Below are 17,116 nucleotides of genomic sequence, written 5' to 3'. Positions count from 1 at the left end.
CGCTATTTCTTCAGCATGAAGGAATCATTGCTCCCCAGCCCCTTGCTGGTGAGGATCGGATCGATGCTGATATAGTAGTCATTGGAGCCTGGCAGCACGAACGCCATCATGTAGGCATAGGCGGGGCTGGCATCGGGCGTATCGTCATCGATCAGCAGTTTGGTGCCACTGTTCCGATTGAAGCTCATCTTGTCGATGCTGATCGGAGGCGAGACATCGTAATCCAGCGGCGGGCCAAGATCGTTGATCTTGCAGAACCAGCCAAAGCCCAGATGCTTGGTCTTGCCCTTCGAATCCGTATAGGTCGGCCCTTCGTCATCCTTTGCCCAGCGCGGGGTAGCGTTACCGGTCAAGGGATTGCCATTGGCATCCTTCATCTGGCTCGTATCGAGCAACAGTTCGATGTCGATATTCTCATTGTAGCCGGTGTCTGGGGGCATGTGCGAGATATCGATCTTGCCGGTGGCGCTATCGACCGTTGCGGTATCGGCTGGCTTGCAGTCTGACGCCGCAAAGGCAATTGACGCAGTGATATCGAGCGGATCGGTGCTGTTCCAATGCAATGTTGGCGTGACCGTTATCGTCAGTTTGCGATCCTTCTTGTCATCCTGCGGCGAGCTTTGCATCTGCGCGGACATTTGCTGTTCCATCATCGGTTCCCTTTCCCCTTGATACGCATGGGCGCGCAGGCCGGCACAGGGGTATTACCCCGGCTTGCGCAGCTGCTTTGCAGACCCGATTGCGTTGCGGCACCTCCAGTCTTGCTTTTCGCCCGCCATTCGTGCGGGCATTCAGCCTATTGGGTGCCGATCTTGCGCTGCTCTGTCAGACACAGCGCCTACGCGGCAGACTGCGCCTGAATCGGGGAAATGTAAATGTCTGTGCGGAAGGGTGGGGCTGGCCGCCTTGCAGCGCGCGCGAGCATAGCCTCAAGGGTATTTCTGTGTTTTCAATCGCAGCGCGGGTAATCCTGCCCATCGGCCTGCAAGCTCTCCACGCGGCCATCCGCGATTTGAAAGCGGATCACCTGGCCGCTGCCGGGGACAAGCTCGACCCGCGCAGAATCGCTTTCGGTAAAGGGCTCCATCGCTGCCTTCAGGCGGCCAAATTGCGCGAAAAGGCCATCGTCCCCAGATTGAACCGCGATCGTTCCGAAGGCATGGTTGCAATAGCTGCCTTCATAGGCGCTTGCGGGAAGCGACAGCAGCCAGCTTCGTTCCGCGCGCTGGGCGATGCTCTGGCGCATTTTCTCGATCTGCCTGGCCGATCCTGCACTCAGCAAATCCATTGCCTGCGCGGCATTGCCCCTGGCCTGCTCCGGCCCAAGAATGAACCAGTCATAGGCAAAGTCGGCGATGACATCGGCCAGCATGAAGCCCGTTCCCTCGTCATTCACCATCACTGCTACACCAAGGTCATGTTCCGGGAGGAATGACGCATGGGCGCGCGTTCCGGAAAATGATCCGAAGGCGTGATAAAGGGTGGCACCCCGATAGGGGCCTGAATACCAGCCCAGACCGTAGCCTGTGCGCTTGATCGACGGTCCGAAACTTTTGTTGAAACTGCTTAACGGCTGGTGCGCCTGGGCCGCCGCGAGCGCCAAGGGCGTGCGGGCAGCGCTGCTGGCCGCGCTCAATTGCAACTGGAGCCAGGATGCCATGTCATTGGCGCTGGAATAGAGCCCGCCTGCCGATTGCATCGTATCGTCATGCTTTTCGAGATAGAGCCGCTCGGTCCCATCGGGATGCAGGCTTTGGTAGGGCGCGGCAAATTGCGCTGCCTTGCGCGCTTGGATCAAGCCCTGGGCGTGCGTCTGACGCAGGCCAAGCGGCGCGAATATCTCATTTTCCAGAATTTCCTGCCAGCGCAAGCCCAGTCTACGCTCGATCAACAGAGTGGCCAGGTTGAATCCCAGATTGTTGTACTGGAATGTCCCCAGTGGAGCGTCCGGATTGGTTTCGGTCCGGCTCAGCAGGGACCACAGGGTCTGTGTGTCCGCCTGTCCGCTATAGGCCAGCCGGAACGGGATCGCATCATTGCGCAAACCATGCCGCAGCGAAATCATGTGCCGCAAACTGACCTCGCCTGCGCGCACTTCCGGCTTGAATGTGACATCGGGTGCCAATTCGGCCAGCGTCCAGTCGAGGTCGATTTCGCCCCTCGCATCCAGCGCCGCCAGCGCGGTGCCGACATAGGCCTTGGTGGTCGATGCAATGTAATATCTCGTATCCGCAGTTGCCGGAATTTGCCGTTCCAGATCAGCCATGCCCCAACCCTTGGCCAGCACGGGTCCATCGCTGCGGGTCACTGCCACCGCCAGGCCCGGCACGCGGTCGAACCGCGCCAGGGTATCGTTTACCAGTGCATCAAGGTCGCGATTGAACGCCATATCCTGGGCCTCTATCGCGGGCGCAGTCCGGGTTTCCTGTGCCGCCGCCATTGAGGGGAAGGTGACCGCGATGCACGTTGCCGCAAGGAGAGATTTGAGGGAATTCCGGGTCATCGATCGCCTTTCGCAAATTGCCTGATTGCCGCACACGATAGGATGCGAAAGACGGCACGGCTTGTATCGATGAAACCATCAGCACCGGAATAATGCACGGGCCTGAGACAGATTGATTCCCAACTCGCCGCGCAGCGACTTCGCGGCGTGGCTCTGATCGTAAAAGCCTGCATCCTGGGCGCTGAGGGAAAGCGGCAGATCCCGGTTTGACATATGGTTTATCAGGCTCGCAGTCATCATGCTCCGCCTGAACAGGCTTGGGCTGGTTCCGAAATAACGGCGGAACTGGCGCGCCAGATAGACCCGGTGGACCCCTGCGGCTTCAGCAATGTGTTCAATCCTGCAGCCCGCCGGATCGCCCGCGATCGCGTCCCTGACACGTACAAGCCATTGCGGTGCCTGCTGCGCCGCCGCAAACCCTTCACGTCGCCTGGCCAGGGCCAGAAGGTCAATCACCGTCTCGTTTTTGAATTCTGCGGGCTGGCCAGCGAGCAACAGTCCGATTGCCTGGATGGTTGACGATGGCAATGAATTGGGCGTCCATCCCGGCTCTTGCGCACCAAGCAGCCGGTCAGCCAATTCCTGCGGCATCGATAGTGTCAGCAGCATGGCTCCGGCCGCGCCCCAACGGTCCCTATGCGGAGATCCTGCGGGTTTGAAGCCGATCGCGCTTCCCAAAGCTTCATATTCCTGCCGGGAAATGCACTCCTGCAACATGCCAGCCAGCTGGAAGGTCAGTTGCGCATGATCATGGCAATGCAGCTCTTGTTCGTGACCGGGCGGATAATAGGCCAGCGAGATCGCAAGGCTTTGGGTGCGCTGATTGAACCAGCCCACCGGGCCGCCGCCGCCACCCATTCGCCGCCAGCCAGAAGCTGCCGGTTGAAACCCCAAGTCCGTTAACATCATACTGTGTTGTCGACATAATACAGTGCTGTCAAGTCTTGCGCCCTGGCTGAGCGGTTCGCGCCTCGCAAGTCGCGGCAGAAGCCCCTTGACAATTGCGAACATTACCGGAACACGGCCCAGCATGGCACTCACGCATATTTCCGCCTTGCATGAGCTTCGCTCATGCTGACCCACATCAAAGTAAGGGGCGCGCGCGAGCACAACCTCAAGGGTTTCGATATCGACTTGCCGCGCGATAGCCTGATCGTGGTCACGGGCCTGTCAGGCAGCGGCAAGTCTTCGCTCGCCTTCGATACGATCTATGCCGAGGGGCAGCGGCGCTATGTCGAAAGCCTGAGCGCCTATGCGCGGCAATTCCTCGAGATGATGCAGAAGCCCGATGTCGAGCATATCGACGGGCTTTCGCCCGCCATCTCGATCGAGCAGAAGACCACTAGCCGCAACCCGCGTAGTACCGTGGCGACCGTTACCGAGATCTACGATTACATGCGCCTGCTGTGGGCACGGGTGGGCGTGCCCTATTCGCCCGCCACTGGCGAGCCGATCAGCGCGCAGACCGTCAGCCAGATGGTCGACCGGGTGATGGCGCTGCCCGAAGGCACGCGGCTGTACCTGCTCGCGCCGGTGGTGCGCGGCCGCAAGGGCGAATACCGCCGTGAGCTGGCCGAATGGCAGAAGGCGGGCTTCACCCGCGTGCGCATTGACGGGGAGTTCTATCCGATCGAGGAAGCGCCTGCGCTCGACAAGAAATACAAGCACGATATCGAGGTGGTGGTTGACCGGCTGGCGGTGAAGGAGGGCCTTGAAACGCGGCTGGCCGACAGTTTCGAAACCGCTCTGAAGCTGGCCGAGGGGCTGGCTTATGTCGATCTGGCGGATGTAGCGCCCAGTTCCGCTCAGCCTGAGCTTGTCGAAGGCCACGCGAAAACCTCGGGAATGAAAGGCGCCGGCATCCCCGCCAACCGCATCGTGTTCAGCGAAAAGTTCGCCTGCCCGGTTTCGGGCTTCACCATCGAGGAGATCGAACCGCGCCTGTTCAGCTTCAACGCGCCGCAGGGCGCCTGCGCCACATGCGACGGGATCGGCGAGAAGCTGCTGTTCGATCCGCAGCTGGTGGTGCCGAACGAGGCGCTTTCGCTCAAGCAGGGGGCGGTGGTGCCCTGGGCCAAGTCGAACCCGCCGTCGCCCTATTACATGCAGGTGCTGGCCAGCCTGGCCAAGGCTTACGATTTTGACCTGACCACGCCGTGGAACGAGCTTGAGCCGGACCAGCGGATGATCATCCTCCACGGCACTGGCGGGATGCCGGTTGCGCTCACCTTCAAGGACGGGCGCAAGGAATACACCGTCTCCAAGCCGTTCGAGGGGGTGATCGGCAACCTCAACCGCCGGATGCTCCAGACCGAGAGCGCGTGGATGCGCGAGGAGCTGAGCAAATACCAGACCGCGCAGCCGTGCGAGGCCTGCGGCGGCAAGCGGCTCAACGAGAAAGCGCTTTCAGTCAAGGTTGCGGGCACCGACATCGCAGAGCCAACCAGGATGAGCGTGGCCGACGCCAAGGCGTGGTTCTTGCGGCTGGAGGCGCAGCTCACCGACACCCAGCAGCAGATCGCCCGCGCCATCCTGAAGGAGATCAACGAGCGGCTGGGCTTCCTCGACAATGTCGGGCTCGATTACCTCAACCTCGATCGCACCAGCGGCACGCTGAGCGGCGGGGAATCGCAGCGCATCCGCCTCGCCAGCCAGATCGGCAGCGGGCTCAGCGGCGTGCTCTACGTGCTCGACGAGCCCAGCATCGGCCTGCACCAGCGCGACAATGACCGGCTGCTGGAAACGCTTAAGCGCCTGCGCGACCTCGGCAACACGGTGATCGTGGTCGAGCATGACGAGGATGCGATCCGCAGCGCCGACCATATCGTTGACCTTGGCCCCGGCGCCGGGGTCCACGGCGGCGAGGTGGTGGCGCAGGGCACGCTGGAAGACGTGCTGCGCACCCCCGGCTCGCTCACCGCCGATTACCTCACCGGCCGCCGCCGGATCGAGGTGCCCGCCGCCCGCCGCAAGGGCAATGGCCACAAGCTCACCGTCCACGGCGCCCGCGCCAACAACCTGCGCGATGTCACCGCCGCCATCCCGCTCGGCACCTTCACCTGCGTTACCGGCGTATCGGGCAGCGGCAAGTCCAGCTTCACCATCGACACGCTCTATGCCGCCGCCGCGCGCGCGCTCAACGGGGCCCGCGTGGTCGCAGGCAGCCATGACAAGGTCACCGGCCTCGAATATTGCGACAAGGTGATCGAGATCGACCAGAGCCCGATCGGCCGCACCCCGCGCTCAAACCCCGCCACCTACACCGGCGCCTTCACCAATATCCGTGACTGGTTTGCCGGCCTGCCCGAGGCGCAGGCGCGCGGCTACAAGCCCGGCCGCTTCAGCTTCAACGTCAAGGGCGGGCGGTGCGAGGCGTGCCATGGCGACGGGCTGATCAAGATCGAGATGCACTTCCTGCCCGATGTCTATGTCACCTGCGAGGAATGCCACGGCAAGCGCTACAACCGCGAAACGCTGGAGGTGAAGTTCAAGGGCCACTCCATCGCCGACGTGCTCGACATGACGATCGAGGATGCGGAGGGCTTCTTCAAGGCCGTGCCCCCCATCCGTGACAAGATGCATATGCTGAACGAGGTGGGGCTGGGCTATGTCAAGGTGGGCCAGCAGGCGACCACGCTGTCCGGCGGCGAGGCGCAGCGGGTGAAGCTGGCCAAGGAACTGTCCAAGCGCAGCACCGGGCAAACGCTCTACATTCTGGACGAGCCGACCACCGGCCTGCACTTCGAGGATGTGCGCAAGCTGCTGGAAGTGCTGCACCGCCTCGTCGACCAGGGCAATTCGGTGGTGGTGATCGAGCACAATCTGGATGTGATCAAGACGGCGGACTGGATCCTGGACCTTGGCCCCGATGGCGGCGTGCGCGGCGGGGAAGTGGTGGCGCAGGGCACGCCCGAACAGGTGGCGGCAGAACCGCGCAGCTTTACCGGGCAGTATCTGAAACCCATGCTTGATCGGCAGCGGGATGCGGCGGAGTAAGGTAAGCCGTCATTGCGAGCCGCCGACAGGCGGCGCGGCAATCCAGATGGACGACGCTGGCGAATAAGTCCTCCCCTCCCTTGAGGGAGGGGATTGAGGGGTGGGTGCACCCACGTCAGAAGTTGGGCACGAAGAATTCCGCCCCGAAACGGGGAGGGGGACCACATCCGCTCATCCTGAGCTTGTCGGCAGCGCGAAGCGGCGGATCAGATCCTCCCCGAAACGGGGAGGGGGACCATGCAACGCATGGTGGAGGGGCACGTTCAGCCGGAGCCACACCCTCACCCGTCACCCCGGCGCAGGCCCCCGTACCTCGTCACCCCGACGCAGGCCCCCGTACCTCGTCACCCCGGCGCAGGCCCCCGTACCTCGTCACCCCGGCGCAGGCCGGGGTCCAGCTATTTTCGTTTCGCGCAGAGACGCGGAGTAGAAGGAGCCCTCTCCCCAATGCGGGAGAGGAGCCTGCCCGGACCTGATCCGGGGATGGGAGAGGGGGAATTTCACGCAAAGGCGCTAAGACGCAAAGAGTTCCTCCCCGAAACGGGGAGGGGGACCACCCGAAGGGTGGTGGAGGGGCACGTCCGCACGGAGCGAGACCTAACCCGTCACCCCGGTGCAGGCGGGGGCCAGATTTTTTGGATCGCACTAAGGCACGAAGACACGAAGATGGCGTGCGGATGGCGGCTGCACCGCAGAAACTTTGGACATGGGGGAAGGCTAGAGACTGCTATCGCCCTCGACTGCAGCGAGAACAACTAACCTCTTCAACTTGCCTGCCGCACTAACAAGCTGATCACAGGTCAAAGTTACCAAAGCCTTCTCATCAAATGGGTTCTGCCCGTTAAAGTGTTGGCTCCGCGTAATGATTCCAATAGTCGTCTTGTCACGACATTCTTCGTCCAATTCAAACGGTATAGGCCTGTTTTCTTTTATTGAAAAAATTCTTCCCGTGTATGTATTTATATTATAGCTTGATATATAACCTAAAAAGTCGTCTTCACTGTGCTCCCTCTTGGTTTGCTTCACGTAATCGTATGTAAGTGGCGTCATCAATGGTCCAACAGCACGGCTATCATAACCACACTTCGTAATCTGTGCCCGATTTGCAGACTTCGAGATCACAATTGGACGATGCATATCGGCCACGCTTGCTTCAATTTTCTCGCAAAGGCTGTCTATTTTGCTCTCAGTAATCGTACCCTTGCGGTTCTCATAATAGAGCTGTTGAAGCGTTTTATCGTAGTCGGCAGGAAAGCCCATGGTAGTCTGAAGTGCCAAGTCGTAAATGGATGTGACGACATGCCCGACCGGCGAATCCTTTCCAACTGATCCCACTATGAAAGCCGCGCCGATTGCGACTTTTGCTTTTGTTTTCCAGCTACCTTCTTCGAAGGGTGGGACATAGATTGTGAAACCCTTTGCGGCCGGAGCTTGAGTAATAATTTCACCGTGCAGTACAAGGTGAACGGTAAGGGCCAGTGATCTTTGAAAGCCAGCGAGGGAACGTGCGGCATCATAAAATTCGAGCAGCCCCTGATCGGCCTCGCCGCCCTCGAATGTCAGCTCAAAATCGAGCATTATGTGGCCCTCACATCAAACTTTGAATCAGAAGAAGTTCTAAATTTATATGCAATACTGCCTAGTATTGAATTGTCTACTTCGAACGCGTGCTCGCTAAGGTCAATGCAGTGCCGTTAGAATGATTCAGGATAGTACGTTAGCTCCGTTCGGTGATAGGGCGCGATGTATACCAAGGGTTCTACTTTCCTACAGAGCTACACATGCCCTAAATAACCCGGTCCATTTGCGCTTTTGTTGGCCTCAAGCGCCGGCGCGGGCATCCGCCATCTTCGTCACCCCGGGAAGCGAAGCTCTTCCGCAGGAAGACCTGATCCGGGGTCCCGATCCCTTTTCCGGCGCACCCGAAGTAAGCGGGATCCCGGCTCGGGGGCCGGGATGACGAATGAGGGGAAAACTGTCCTACACACACCAACAGGTATAACTAGTTCGGTCCTTTTCCCCTCACGGAGCCGGACCTATGACCCTTTTGTTTTCCGCAAGCGCATCCGCGCTCGCGATTTCCTCGCATAAGCTCGGGCGGGCGGTCGCCCTTGCGGGCCTTCGGCCCGATACATCGCCATCCACCAGCGTTGGAGGAGCAGCATGAACGCGCTTGTGTCGCTCGCTGGCCCGCAGGGAGAGGGCCATTCCATCCTCACCCCGCGCGCCAGGGCCGCATTCCTCGAACACCTGGCGCAGTTCGGCAATGTGCGGCTCGCCTGCCGCGCGGGTTCGGTCAGCCCGCAAACCGCCTATCGCGCGCGTCGCAAGTCCCCCGCATTCGCGGCGCTGTGGGATGCGGCGCTGCTCGCGGCCCGCCAACATGCCGAGGAGGTGCTGGCCGATCGTGCGCTCAACGGGTGGGAGGAAGCGGTGTTCTATCACGGGGAGGAGGTGGCGACGCGCCGCCGCTATTCCGACCGGCTGCTGCTCGCGCATCTTGCCCGGCTCGACAAGTTGGCCGAGCGGGCGGAGGTGAGCGCCGCGCTGGCCGATCTCGACGATGCGGTGGAGGCGCTGGGGCGCGGGGAGGAGCTGGTGGAGCCGCCGTGCGAGCAGCCCGGGGCTCCTGCCTGCGCAGGACCTCACGATAAGGCGGAAAATTTTCAACAGGACCGTGTTCCATGTGTTCCATCGCATGGGGATCATCCGGCGGAAGATGCGGCGGAGGAGGCGGGCGAATCCCTGCCCGAGCCCCCGCTAGAGCTGCGCCTGCGGGCGATGGAGGCGGCGCGGCCCGCCGATGCCCCGCCGGTCAGCCAATTGGGCGATGCGGGCGAGGTTGAATGGCGGCAATTGCTCGCTTTCGAGGCGGGGATGGATTTGTGGTGGCTGGTTTCCGGCGAGGGGGAGCACGAATCCGGCTAGCTGCAGCTGCTTGGCCCGACTCGCTCGCCTGTTGTATGGCCGGTGCGGGGCGCTTTTGTTGCGGGAGAGACTGGATGAAGTTCGGTATTGCTTCAACTGGCGCGCTGGCGCTGGCACTGGGGATCGCGGGCGCCGCTGCCGCGCAGGATAGCGGCAATTTCGCCTATGTCGGGGCCAGCCTGTTCGGCGAGAACGAAGTGGACCACACCGGCGCGGGCGAGGAAGCCAGCGGCGATTTTTCCGCCGAGCTGGACCTGGCAAAGGGGCGGATGTGCTATCTGCTTGAGGTCGACGGGCTCGACACATTCACCGCCGCGCATATCCATGAAGCCGCACCGGGCAAGAATGGGCCGCCCGTCGCTGCGCTGGAACTGGCGGGCGACAGTGGTGACGATGTGTGCACCGATGTCGATGCCGAATTGCTGAAGAAGATCGCGCGCAGCCCGGAGCGCTATTACGTCAATGTCCACACGGCAGCTTTTCCCGAGGGCGCGATCCGCGGGCAATTGGGCGAATAGGCCGGCGGGGGGCTGTAGGCGCGTGGGCGCGCTGGTGCGGGCGCGCTAGTCGGCGAGGAGCTCGAGCTCGACCTCGCCCACGCCGCTGCTGACCAGGCCGATTTCCTCGGCGGCGGCGCGGCTGATGTCGATCACGCGATTGCCGTGGAACGGGCCGCGGTCGTTGATGCGCACCACCACCGAGCGCCCGTTTTTCGGGTTGATGACCCGCACCTTGCTGCCGAAGGGGAGCGTGCGGTGCGCGGCGGTGAGCTGGCCCGGATCGAAGCGCTCACCGCTGGCGGTGGGGCGGCCGGCAAAGCGGCGCCCGTAGTATGACGCGCGGCCGCTGCCGAGCTGCTGCACCACTTCGCCGGGGGGCGGCGGAGCAAGCTCGGTCAGGTCGACTGCGCTCTCTGGGTGATCGTGCGGGGGCGGCGGTATGTCGAATTCCGCAAACCCGCTTTCGAAATCGGGCGAGGGGGCGGGATCTGACTCCTGGGCCTGCACGCCCGCCGCCAGCAGCGCGCTGAGCGCAAGCGCAAGCCACAGGCGCGCTCCAGCCGGGACAGCCTCCCATTCCATGGAGCGCTTTTTACACCGGGTACGGCGAACAGTGCAAATCGGCGCTGTGCAAATCGGCGCAAGCGAAGCCGGGTTGAGCTAGAATGGTGCGTGCTTTGCGGTGAACTGAAAGTATTCGCTATGGGCATAGGACAAGATAAAATGGCCGCCGCAATGCAAATGGGGCCGGTATTGCTACCGACCCCACTCTCACCAGCGCGTGGACTTCTCTTCCGGCGAACCTTTCAAGAAGCGCTTGGCGCCCGATGTCTAATCCTCCAACGGGTTGGAGGGTTTCGTCACCGGCGCTCGCGCCGGCATCCGGTTTCGCTTTCCCGTCGATCCTGCTCTTCATGGCCGAAGCCTTTCCAAGCGGTGCCGACCTTCCGGCGATTCCGAGACCATTCCCCTTTTGGTGGTCACTTCTCTCAAGCGGCTGGATTTCGCCTGGGCGTCATCCCTCCATCGATCAGCAACCAGGTTCCTGGCCTATCCGGTGGATCTGCGATCGCGTTCTCCTCAGACAACTGCACTTGCTTCCAGCTTGCACCTTCTGCATGTCCAGTCTCAAAGACCGCGTGGACAATCACCACCGCGTCGGTTGTTCTGAGAAACTCTCGTGAAATCAACTCGTTAGAGCTGAATTTCCGGTTGGATTTCTCTCCCTTCCGATGTCTTGAGACTGCGCCTTCGCAGTGAGTCGCGCAAGTTTGGCAACCCCGAGTTTTCCACTTTTCCGCAGATCAGCTGTGGACGAGAGTGGATAACTCAACGCTTGGTCGCAAAAATCAGCTGCCTTTGCTGCGATCCCGTTCTCTGTCCCGCTGCGCCAGCAGGCGCAGACGCAGGGCATTGAGCTTGATGAAGCCCGCCGCATCCTTCTGGTCATAGGCGCCGGCATCGTCCTCGAAGGTCACATGCGCTTCCGAATAAAGCGAGTTCGCGCTCTTGCGGCCAACCACGCTTGCCTGCCCCTTGTAGAGCTTGAGCCGCACCGTGCCCGAAACCTTTGCCTGGCTGTGGTCGATTGCCGCTTGCAGCATTTCGCGCTCGGGCGAAAACCAGAAGCCGTTATAGATCATCTCGGCATAACGCGGCATCAGCTCATCCTTGAGATGGGCCGCGCCGCGATCGAGCGTTATCTGCTCGATCCCGCGATGCGCGCGGGCATAGATCTCGCCGCCCGGCGTTTCATACATGCCACGGCTTTTCATGCCGACAAAGCGGTTCTCGACCAGATCGAGCCGCCCGATGCCGTGCTTGCGGCCCAGCTCATTGAGCGCGGTGAGCAGCGTCGCCGGGCTCATCGCCTTGCCATTCAGCGCAACGCCATCGCCGCGCTCGAACTCCAGCGTGATATATTCGGGCCTGTCGGGCGCATCCTCGGGGTTGACCGTGCGGGAATAGACATAGTCCGGCGTTTCTTCCCACGGATCCTCAAGCACCTTTCCTTCTGACGAGGTGTGCAGCAGGTTGGCATCGGTCGAAAACGGGCTGTCGCCGCGCTTGTCCTTGGGCACCATGATCTGGTGCGCCTCGGCCCAGGCGATCAGCGCGGTGCGGCTGGTAAGGTCCCACTCGCGCCACGGCGCGATCACCTTGATATCGGGGTCGAGCGCATAGGCGCTAAGCTCGAAGCGCACCTGATCATTGCCCTTGCCGGTGGCGCCATGCGCGATCGCATCGGCCCCTGTCTGATGCGCGATCTCGACCAGACGCTTGGAAATGAGCGGGCGGGCGATCGAGGTGCCGAGCAGATAATCGCCTTCATAGCGGGCATTGGCGCGCATCATCGGGAACACGAAATCGCGTACGAATTCCTCGCGCAGATCCTCGATGAAGATATGCTTGTCCGGGATGCCCATGGCGCGCGCCTTGGCCCGCGCAGGCTCGATTTCCTCGCCCTGGCCCAGATCGGCGGTGAAGGTCACCACTTCCAGCCCGCGTTCGACGGTAAGCCACTTGGCGATGACGGAGGTATCGAGACCCCCGGAATAGGCAAGGACGACACGTTTGATATCGGACATGGAATCTACCCCGGAATTGACGGCGCGCGGGTAACAGGCACAGCGCCATTGTGCAATTGCGAAAAGGGCGGCTGGGCCGCGAGCAATCCGCCTGCAAGCCCTGCAGGATGGAACACATGGAACACGGTCCAAAGACAAAAAGCGCGATTGTGTGACTGTGGGGGCGAAAAGTGTGATCGTCGGTCGCAAAGCGTCACCCTGGCGCGCAAATGTGTGATCCTGCGCCCCGTAAGGTGTCACCTTGCGGCTGCGCGGCGTGAAAGGAGCGACACTTAAATCCATCCGCGTCATTGCGAGGAGCCGATTGAGCGAAGCGAAGGCGGCGACGCGGCAATCCAGCCTGTGACCTACCCGCACCCTGCAAGGCCGGATGCTGGATTGCTTCGTCCCCCGGAGTAGGTCCGGTGTCCTCGCAATGACGAATGAGGCGTTGGCCATCCACCCGAATTAGCGCGCGGCATGCGAGTAGGAAATGTGCCTTGCGCATCCGTCATCCCGGCCCTTCGACGTCGCCTGCGGCGTCGCTCAGGATAAACTGCCGCTTTGCGGCAGGCCGGGATCCAGTTTGACGGGTAGCGATATTTTGGCTCACGCGAAGAACGCGAAGATCGCGAAGGTATGGAGCACGCAGAGTTTTAGCTCCCCTCCCATGAGGGAGGGGTTGGGGGTGGGTGTACTAATCTGCAAGGTCGATAGAATTTTTCCCACACGAAGACACAAAGGCACAAAGATAGCGTGCAATTGGTTGGAAACGCGCCCAATTTGCAGCGCGGATGACTCTGGCTGGGCGGTCAAATTAATGCACTGTCACCGTAATCGCAATCGTGTCACCGTAATCGAAACGGATGGAGTGTTAGCGCAAGCCCAGCGTGTTAAGCATGATTTTGGCCGCGATCGCATCGGGCAGTTTAAGTGCCCCGTGCATCATCTGGAGGCGAACGCGGCAAGTCTCAGTTGGAGTGGCTGCCGCCTTTCGTTTCGGGTCCGTTATTATCTGGAATGTGTCGGCGTCGGCACCCACGCTCTCCATGGCCGCCCACCATGACTGAAAGTCATCTGGCGTTAGCGCGAGATCAGTCCGATGCACTGGGGAAGTTTCGCCCGCATGGGCGGCCTCCAAAAACTGGGCAGTCCCTTCCGACATCAATTTCCACGTCGCGTCGGGAAGTTCGGTCGCGGGGTCCAAATTGCCCTGAAAGACTTCGGCGCAGGCTTTCGGATCCTGTTCGGCGAGGGCTTCCGTCACAGCGGCAGTGCGGGTAAGGTATGAAACGATTTCAGAATCCGGCGCGCCCTTCACCGCGTCGCGATGTCGCGCCATAATTGGGTTTAGCACCTCGGCTAAAGCTAACTTGGTACTGCGAAGCTCCGCGCCATTGTCTGCAGATTGCTGCATGGTCGCCCCTACCGTTTCAAATTCGCCAGGATAAAGTTTCTGCAAAGTCGCAAGCCAGACGAACTGCGGGTCTTTGCTCAATTCTCGAAGAACTGACGCCATGTCAGTCTCCTCGGCAGGCGATTGCAGCGCGCTCTCGTTATCCGTCTGCTGACAGGCAGTTAGTCCAAGTGTGACAATTGCCGCACTAATATGAAATCTCATTTGCCTTCCTTGTGAAAAACGACCGTGGAGCTCAATGCCCGACAAAAAATTCCGGGAAATTCCGGGGACAGTACCGGAATTCGTCCCCGGAATTCCCGGAACTCCGCTTCGATGGGGCTATGGCTTATCCCATGCCATCTCCAGGCTCCGGATGCCCGCCACAAGGTCGGCATCTTCGCCGTTACAGATCGTTTGGCGGGTAGTTTCCGTCATGACATCGGGCGGAACCGGCTTATCGGCAAAATCCCGGCCGTCAGGCGCCCAGTTGCCGTGGACCGGGAGGGTCACCCGCCAGCCTCCCGGCAGGTTGAACCGCTCAGAACTGAGCAGCACGCCCGCAGTGTGGCGCCCTACCAGTGTGGCGTCGGTCTGCTCCTTTACCGTCCATGCGAAGCCTTCGCCCGCGCTTGCGGTTTCCGGCCCGATCAACACCGCCACCGGCTGGTCATATCGCCGCTCAGCGAGATCCTCGATCATCATCATGACTGCCCCGTTACCTTCGCGCACTGCATCGAAGACAGCTTCGGTGGTGTAAGCACGCGAGACCCGATGGATTGACGTGAGATCCTCTGCCTCCACGGGTCCATCCAGAGTTTCGAGAAACGGCCTGGACAACAGCGCGACGGCGGGCCCCGGCTTCGCAAAATAGGCCAGCAAACGAAGCGCCGAAGTGTTCCCGCCGCTGTTGTTACGGATGTCGATGAGCAAACCGTCGGTCTTGCCCAGGCTTTCCATGGCAGCATCGATCAGGCCGGCTGCATCGTCTGAGAACCGGTCGGCTCGAATGTAACCTACCGACCGGCCATCGCCGCGCCGCAGCACACTCCAGGAAATCGTGCGTTGCCGGGGAGGCCAATAGGCGGATTCACGTGGCACCGAAAGGCGAACCTGGCTGCCGTCGCAACGCTCGATATCGAGCAGCGCCGGCTCGTGCCGCGGCCCCCTGATGGCTGCCGGATTGAGGATGCGATCGCCCAGGCGCAAACCTGCCGCCCGCGCGCCTGATGCCGGGTCGATGTCGACAATGACCGGGCTGCCGTCAATCGTCTCCCACAGCGCCGCCAGCCCCATGGTCGGGCCCGAGCTGTCGGGCCGGTTAAGGCCAACGTGCGATACCCCGAGTTCGGAGAGCATCTGCAGGCCCAGACGCTGGAATTCCGCATCGGACTTCACACCGTCGAGTTGTGCGCGATAGCGCCTGCTGATCTCGTTCCAGTCGCGCCCCCCATAGTGCGGATCGTAAAAGTTGGATCGAACCGATTGGTCGAGCGCGTCAAACGTCTCAACATAATCCTGTGCGAGCGCGGGTGCACCCGCGCCTGCGATCAGGCATCCGGCAACTAGAAAGGCTTTAAGCATCAATGTTTTCCTGAGTTTGCGACGTAATCAACTTGAGGATACCGCATTGCGGGTTCGGCGGGCGACAGGTTGCGGCTGACCAGCCAAGCAAGGCTCAATTCGGGCAGCGCCGATAATCGGAGCCACACTTCGCTTCCAAGTCTTGCAATTCCTTGGAGATGGCCTTGTTCTTGCGATATACCTCGATGGCATTGGCGCGGAGTTCTTGGGCGAAACGTTCGGTTGTCGCCCGCGGCGTAGGATCTCCACGAAACTGCAGGATTGCCATGTGATTCCGCTTCCATTCCCGTTCCTCGGCAGCACATGATTTCGCCAAATTCCGCGCAAAATCACTGGCCGACAGATTCGCCTGGTGCGCGTCACGCCCGACCGCAAAGCGGCAATCGACATAGGCGAGACTTGCTGCATCGGCCTTCCGCAAAAGGTCTTGGGGGACGGGCCTGCCTGTGGCTTCCGGGGTCTTTCCCGGCGGCGGTATATGGATCGAGGCCGGTGCTGCTGACGCGGCCCCGCAAGCCAGGCCGAGGATTGCGGCCGAGATAACCCAGCTTACCGAAGCAATTTTCATATCACATGCGCCCCAAATTGATTTGAATGCCGCCTTCCAGCGATCTGCTTGCCGAGCTTGCGCCAGCCCAATTCGGGCGTCAAGGTCCACCGGTTGACTTCGGAAAAGCAGTGACTTACCGCCAGGCAGCCGCACCAGCAGCGATTGCGCGCGCACCAGCCACAAACAGGAAAACCATCGCATGTTCCGCCCTTCCATATGGCTTCTCGTCGGCGCGTGTGCGTTTTTCATGTGTTCAGCCGCCTGGGCCGTTGTCATTCGACATGATACGCCGGATGAGCGGTATCAGGCCGATGAAGGCATGTTTCCGCAATTGGCCGACATGCCCGGCGTGGGGCACGGCGCGCTCATCGCCCCGCAATGGGTGGTAACTGCGGCACATACGATTCAGGGCGAGATAAAAGAGATCGTGATCGCCGGACAGGCCCGCAAGGTCGAGCGGGTCATCATCCATCCTGGATATCGCGGCTTGCCCGAGATCATGGTGGAGCGGGCATTGGCGGCGAACGATGCGACCGAGGCCATGGAGTTCCTTGCCGCCAATCACGATATCGCCCTGATCCGGCTGTCGGACCCTGTGTCCGATGTCGAGCCGGTCGGCATCTACACCGGACAAGGGGAACTGGGCAGGACGGTCCAATTACTCGGTAAGGGTGCGACCGGAACCGGGCTGACCGGCGTGTTGCCCGATAGCCCGCAACGGGGCACCCTGCGCCGGGCGTTCAACCGGATTTCGAAAGTCGATGACCGCTGGATCGCCTACACGTTCGACAAGGGGCGCCGTGCGCATCGTCTGGAAGGAATGAGTGGCAGTGGCGACAGCGGCGGGCCGGTGCTTATCAAGGAGAAAGGCCGCTGGATGCTGGCAGGCCTGACATCGTGGCAAGGCGGTAACCCTGACCTTCGCCTTCCTGCGAGCGTATACGGGCAACAGACATACAGTGTCCGCCTGTCCTTCTATGCCGACTGGATCGAAGAAATTCTGAGCGACTCTGCCGAAGGATTGCGAGAGTCTCTCTGAATTCCAGATCATAGCTGTGATTATGCAACTGCTCTGGCGAAAGCCTCGATCAA

General features: G+C 61.1%; 13 protein-coding genes. 4 read left to right on the top strand and 9 right to left on the bottom strand.

Annotated elements, in window-relative coordinates; genetic code table 11:
• Positions 1 to 2: 2 nt before the first annotated feature.
• The 3 genes from ACX3VQ_RS10490 to ACX3VQ_RS10480 form a co-directional block, all read right to left on the bottom strand.
• Positions 3 to 653: a hypothetical protein gene (locus tag ACX3VQ_RS10490; RefSeq protein WP_462581010.1), complete on the bottom strand. Its 651-nt coding sequence runs from the start codon at positions 651 to 653 to the stop codon at positions 3 to 5.
• A gap of 296 nt (positions 654 to 949) precedes the next feature.
• Entirely contained in the window at positions 950 to 2,503 is a 1,554-nt protein-coding gene (locus tag ACX3VQ_RS10485) for a serine hydrolase (RefSeq protein WP_462581009.1), read from the bottom strand.
• A 78-nt stretch (positions 2,504 to 2,581) separates the two neighbouring features.
• Positions 2,582 to 3,361 (bottom strand): AraC family transcriptional regulator, encoded by a 780-nt coding sequence (locus ACX3VQ_RS10480; protein WP_462581008.1) that lies wholly within the window; start codon positions 3,359 to 3,361, stop codon positions 2,582 to 2,584.
• A gap of 213 nt (positions 3,362 to 3,574) precedes the next feature.
• Here ACX3VQ_RS10480 and uvrA point away from each other — a divergent pair, with 213 nt between their 5' ends.
• Positions 3,575 to 6,499, top strand: a complete 2,925-nt coding sequence (gene uvrA / locus ACX3VQ_RS10475; RefSeq protein WP_462581007.1) for an excinuclease ABC subunit UvrA — start codon at positions 3,575 to 3,577, stop codon at positions 6,497 to 6,499.
• Positions 6,500 to 7,216: 717 nt separating this feature from the next.
• On the opposite strand, the gene ACX3VQ_RS10470 is transcribed toward uvrA, so the two are convergent.
• Positions 7,217 to 8,077 carry a DUF7946 domain-containing protein gene (locus ACX3VQ_RS10470; protein WP_462581006.1) on the bottom strand — a complete coding sequence of 287 codons (861 nt, stop codon included), beginning with the start codon at positions 8,075 to 8,077 and terminating at the stop codon, positions 7,217 to 7,219.
• 585 nt (positions 8,078 to 8,662) lie between these two features.
• Between ACX3VQ_RS10470 and ACX3VQ_RS10465 the strand changes: the two genes are divergently transcribed.
• Entirely contained in the window at positions 8,663 to 9,427 is a 765-nt protein-coding gene (locus ACX3VQ_RS10465; RefSeq protein WP_462581004.1) for a hypothetical protein, read from the top strand.
• A gap of 74 nt (positions 9,428 to 9,501) precedes the next feature.
• A complete protein-coding gene (locus tag ACX3VQ_RS10460) occupies positions 9,502 to 9,945 on the top strand; it encodes a CHRD domain-containing protein (protein WP_462572822.1) in 444 nt (147 codons plus the stop codon).
• 45 nt (positions 9,946 to 9,990) lie between these two features.
• Here ACX3VQ_RS10460 and ACX3VQ_RS10455 read toward each other — a convergent pair whose 3' ends face one another.
• The 5 genes from ACX3VQ_RS10455 to ACX3VQ_RS10435 form a co-directional block, all read right to left on the bottom strand.
• Positions 9,991 to 10,509 (bottom strand): septal ring lytic transglycosylase RlpA family protein, encoded by a 519-nt coding sequence (locus ACX3VQ_RS10455; RefSeq protein ID WP_462581003.1) that lies wholly within the window; start codon positions 10,507 to 10,509, stop codon positions 9,991 to 9,993.
• A 767-nt stretch (positions 10,510 to 11,276) separates the two neighbouring features.
• Positions 11,277 to 12,515 (bottom strand): argininosuccinate synthase, encoded by a 1,239-nt coding sequence (locus tag ACX3VQ_RS10450; protein ID WP_462581001.1) that lies wholly within the window; start codon positions 12,513 to 12,515, stop codon positions 11,277 to 11,279.
• 853 nt (positions 12,516 to 13,368) lie between these two features.
• A complete protein-coding gene (locus ACX3VQ_RS10445; protein WP_462581000.1) occupies positions 13,369 to 14,115 on the bottom strand; it encodes a hypothetical protein in 747 nt (248 codons plus the stop codon).
• Positions 14,116 to 14,232: 117 nt separating this feature from the next.
• The gene (locus ACX3VQ_RS10440) at positions 14,233 to 15,474 is read right to left on the bottom strand and encodes a S41 family peptidase (protein WP_462580998.1); all 1,242 of its coding nucleotides are present in this window, start codon (positions 15,472 to 15,474) and stop codon (positions 14,233 to 14,235) included.
• Positions 15,475 to 15,568: 94 nt separating this feature from the next.
• Positions 15,569 to 16,273 (bottom strand): hypothetical protein, encoded by a 705-nt coding sequence (locus ACX3VQ_RS10435; protein WP_462580997.1) that lies wholly within the window; start codon positions 16,271 to 16,273, stop codon positions 15,569 to 15,571.
• Between ACX3VQ_RS10435 and ACX3VQ_RS10430 the strand changes: the two genes are divergently transcribed.
• On the top strand, positions 16,272 to 17,063 hold the full coding sequence (locus ACX3VQ_RS10430) for a trypsin-like serine protease (RefSeq protein WP_462580996.1): 792 nt from the start codon (positions 16,272 to 16,274) through the stop codon (positions 17,061 to 17,063). The two genes, ACX3VQ_RS10435 and ACX3VQ_RS10430, sit on opposite strands and share 2 nt — an antisense overlap.
• Positions 17,064 to 17,116: the final 53 nt, after the last annotated feature.

This window comes from Altererythrobacter chaiwopuensis (assembly GCF_054957735.1).
The sequence above is the reverse complement of the archived record's forward strand: the minus strand, read 5'-3'. Positions and strand labels throughout refer to the sequence as shown.

Coding starts and splice junctions, on each gene's coding strand:
- ACX3VQ_RS10490 (WP_462581010.1), bottom strand. CDS start 653: ATGATGGAACAGCAAATGTCCGCGCAGATGCAAAGCTCGCCGCAGGAT.
- ACX3VQ_RS10485 (WP_462581009.1), bottom strand. CDS start 2,503: ATGACCCGGAATTCCCTCAAATCTCTCCTTGCGGCAACGTGCATCGCG.
- ACX3VQ_RS10480 (WP_462581008.1), bottom strand. CDS start 3,361: ATGGGTGGCGGCGGCGGCCCGGTGGGCTGGTTCAATCAGCGCACCCAA.
- uvrA (WP_462581007.1), top strand. CDS start 3,575: ATGCTGACCCACATCAAAGTAAGGGGCGCGCGCGAGCACAACCTCAAG.
- ACX3VQ_RS10470 (WP_462581006.1), bottom strand. CDS start 8,077: ATGCTCGATTTTGAGCTGACATTCGAGGGCGGCGAGGCCGATCAGGGG.
- ACX3VQ_RS10465 (WP_462581004.1), top strand. CDS start 8,663: ATGAACGCGCTTGTGTCGCTCGCTGGCCCGCAGGGAGAGGGCCATTCC.
- ACX3VQ_RS10460 (WP_462572822.1), top strand. CDS start 9,502: ATGAAGTTCGGTATTGCTTCAACTGGCGCGCTGGCGCTGGCACTGGGG.
- ACX3VQ_RS10455 (WP_462581003.1), bottom strand. CDS start 10,509: ATGGAATGGGAGGCTGTCCCGGCTGGAGCGCGCCTGTGGCTTGCGCTT.
- ACX3VQ_RS10450 (WP_462581001.1), bottom strand. CDS start 12,515: ATGTCCGATATCAAACGTGTCGTCCTTGCCTATTCCGGGGGTCTCGAT.
- ACX3VQ_RS10445 (WP_462581000.1), bottom strand. CDS start 14,115: ATGAGATTTCATATTAGTGCGGCAATTGTCACACTTGGACTAACTGCC.
- ACX3VQ_RS10440 (WP_462580998.1), bottom strand. CDS start 15,474: ATGCTTAAAGCCTTTCTAGTTGCCGGATGCCTGATCGCAGGCGCGGGT.
- ACX3VQ_RS10430 (WP_462580996.1), top strand. CDS start 16,272: ATGTGTTCAGCCGCCTGGGCCGTTGTCATTCGACATGATACGCCGGAT.
- ACX3VQ_RS10435 (WP_462580997.1), bottom strand. CDS start 16,273: ATGAAAAACGCACACGCGCCGACGAGAAGCCATATGGAAGGGCGGAAC.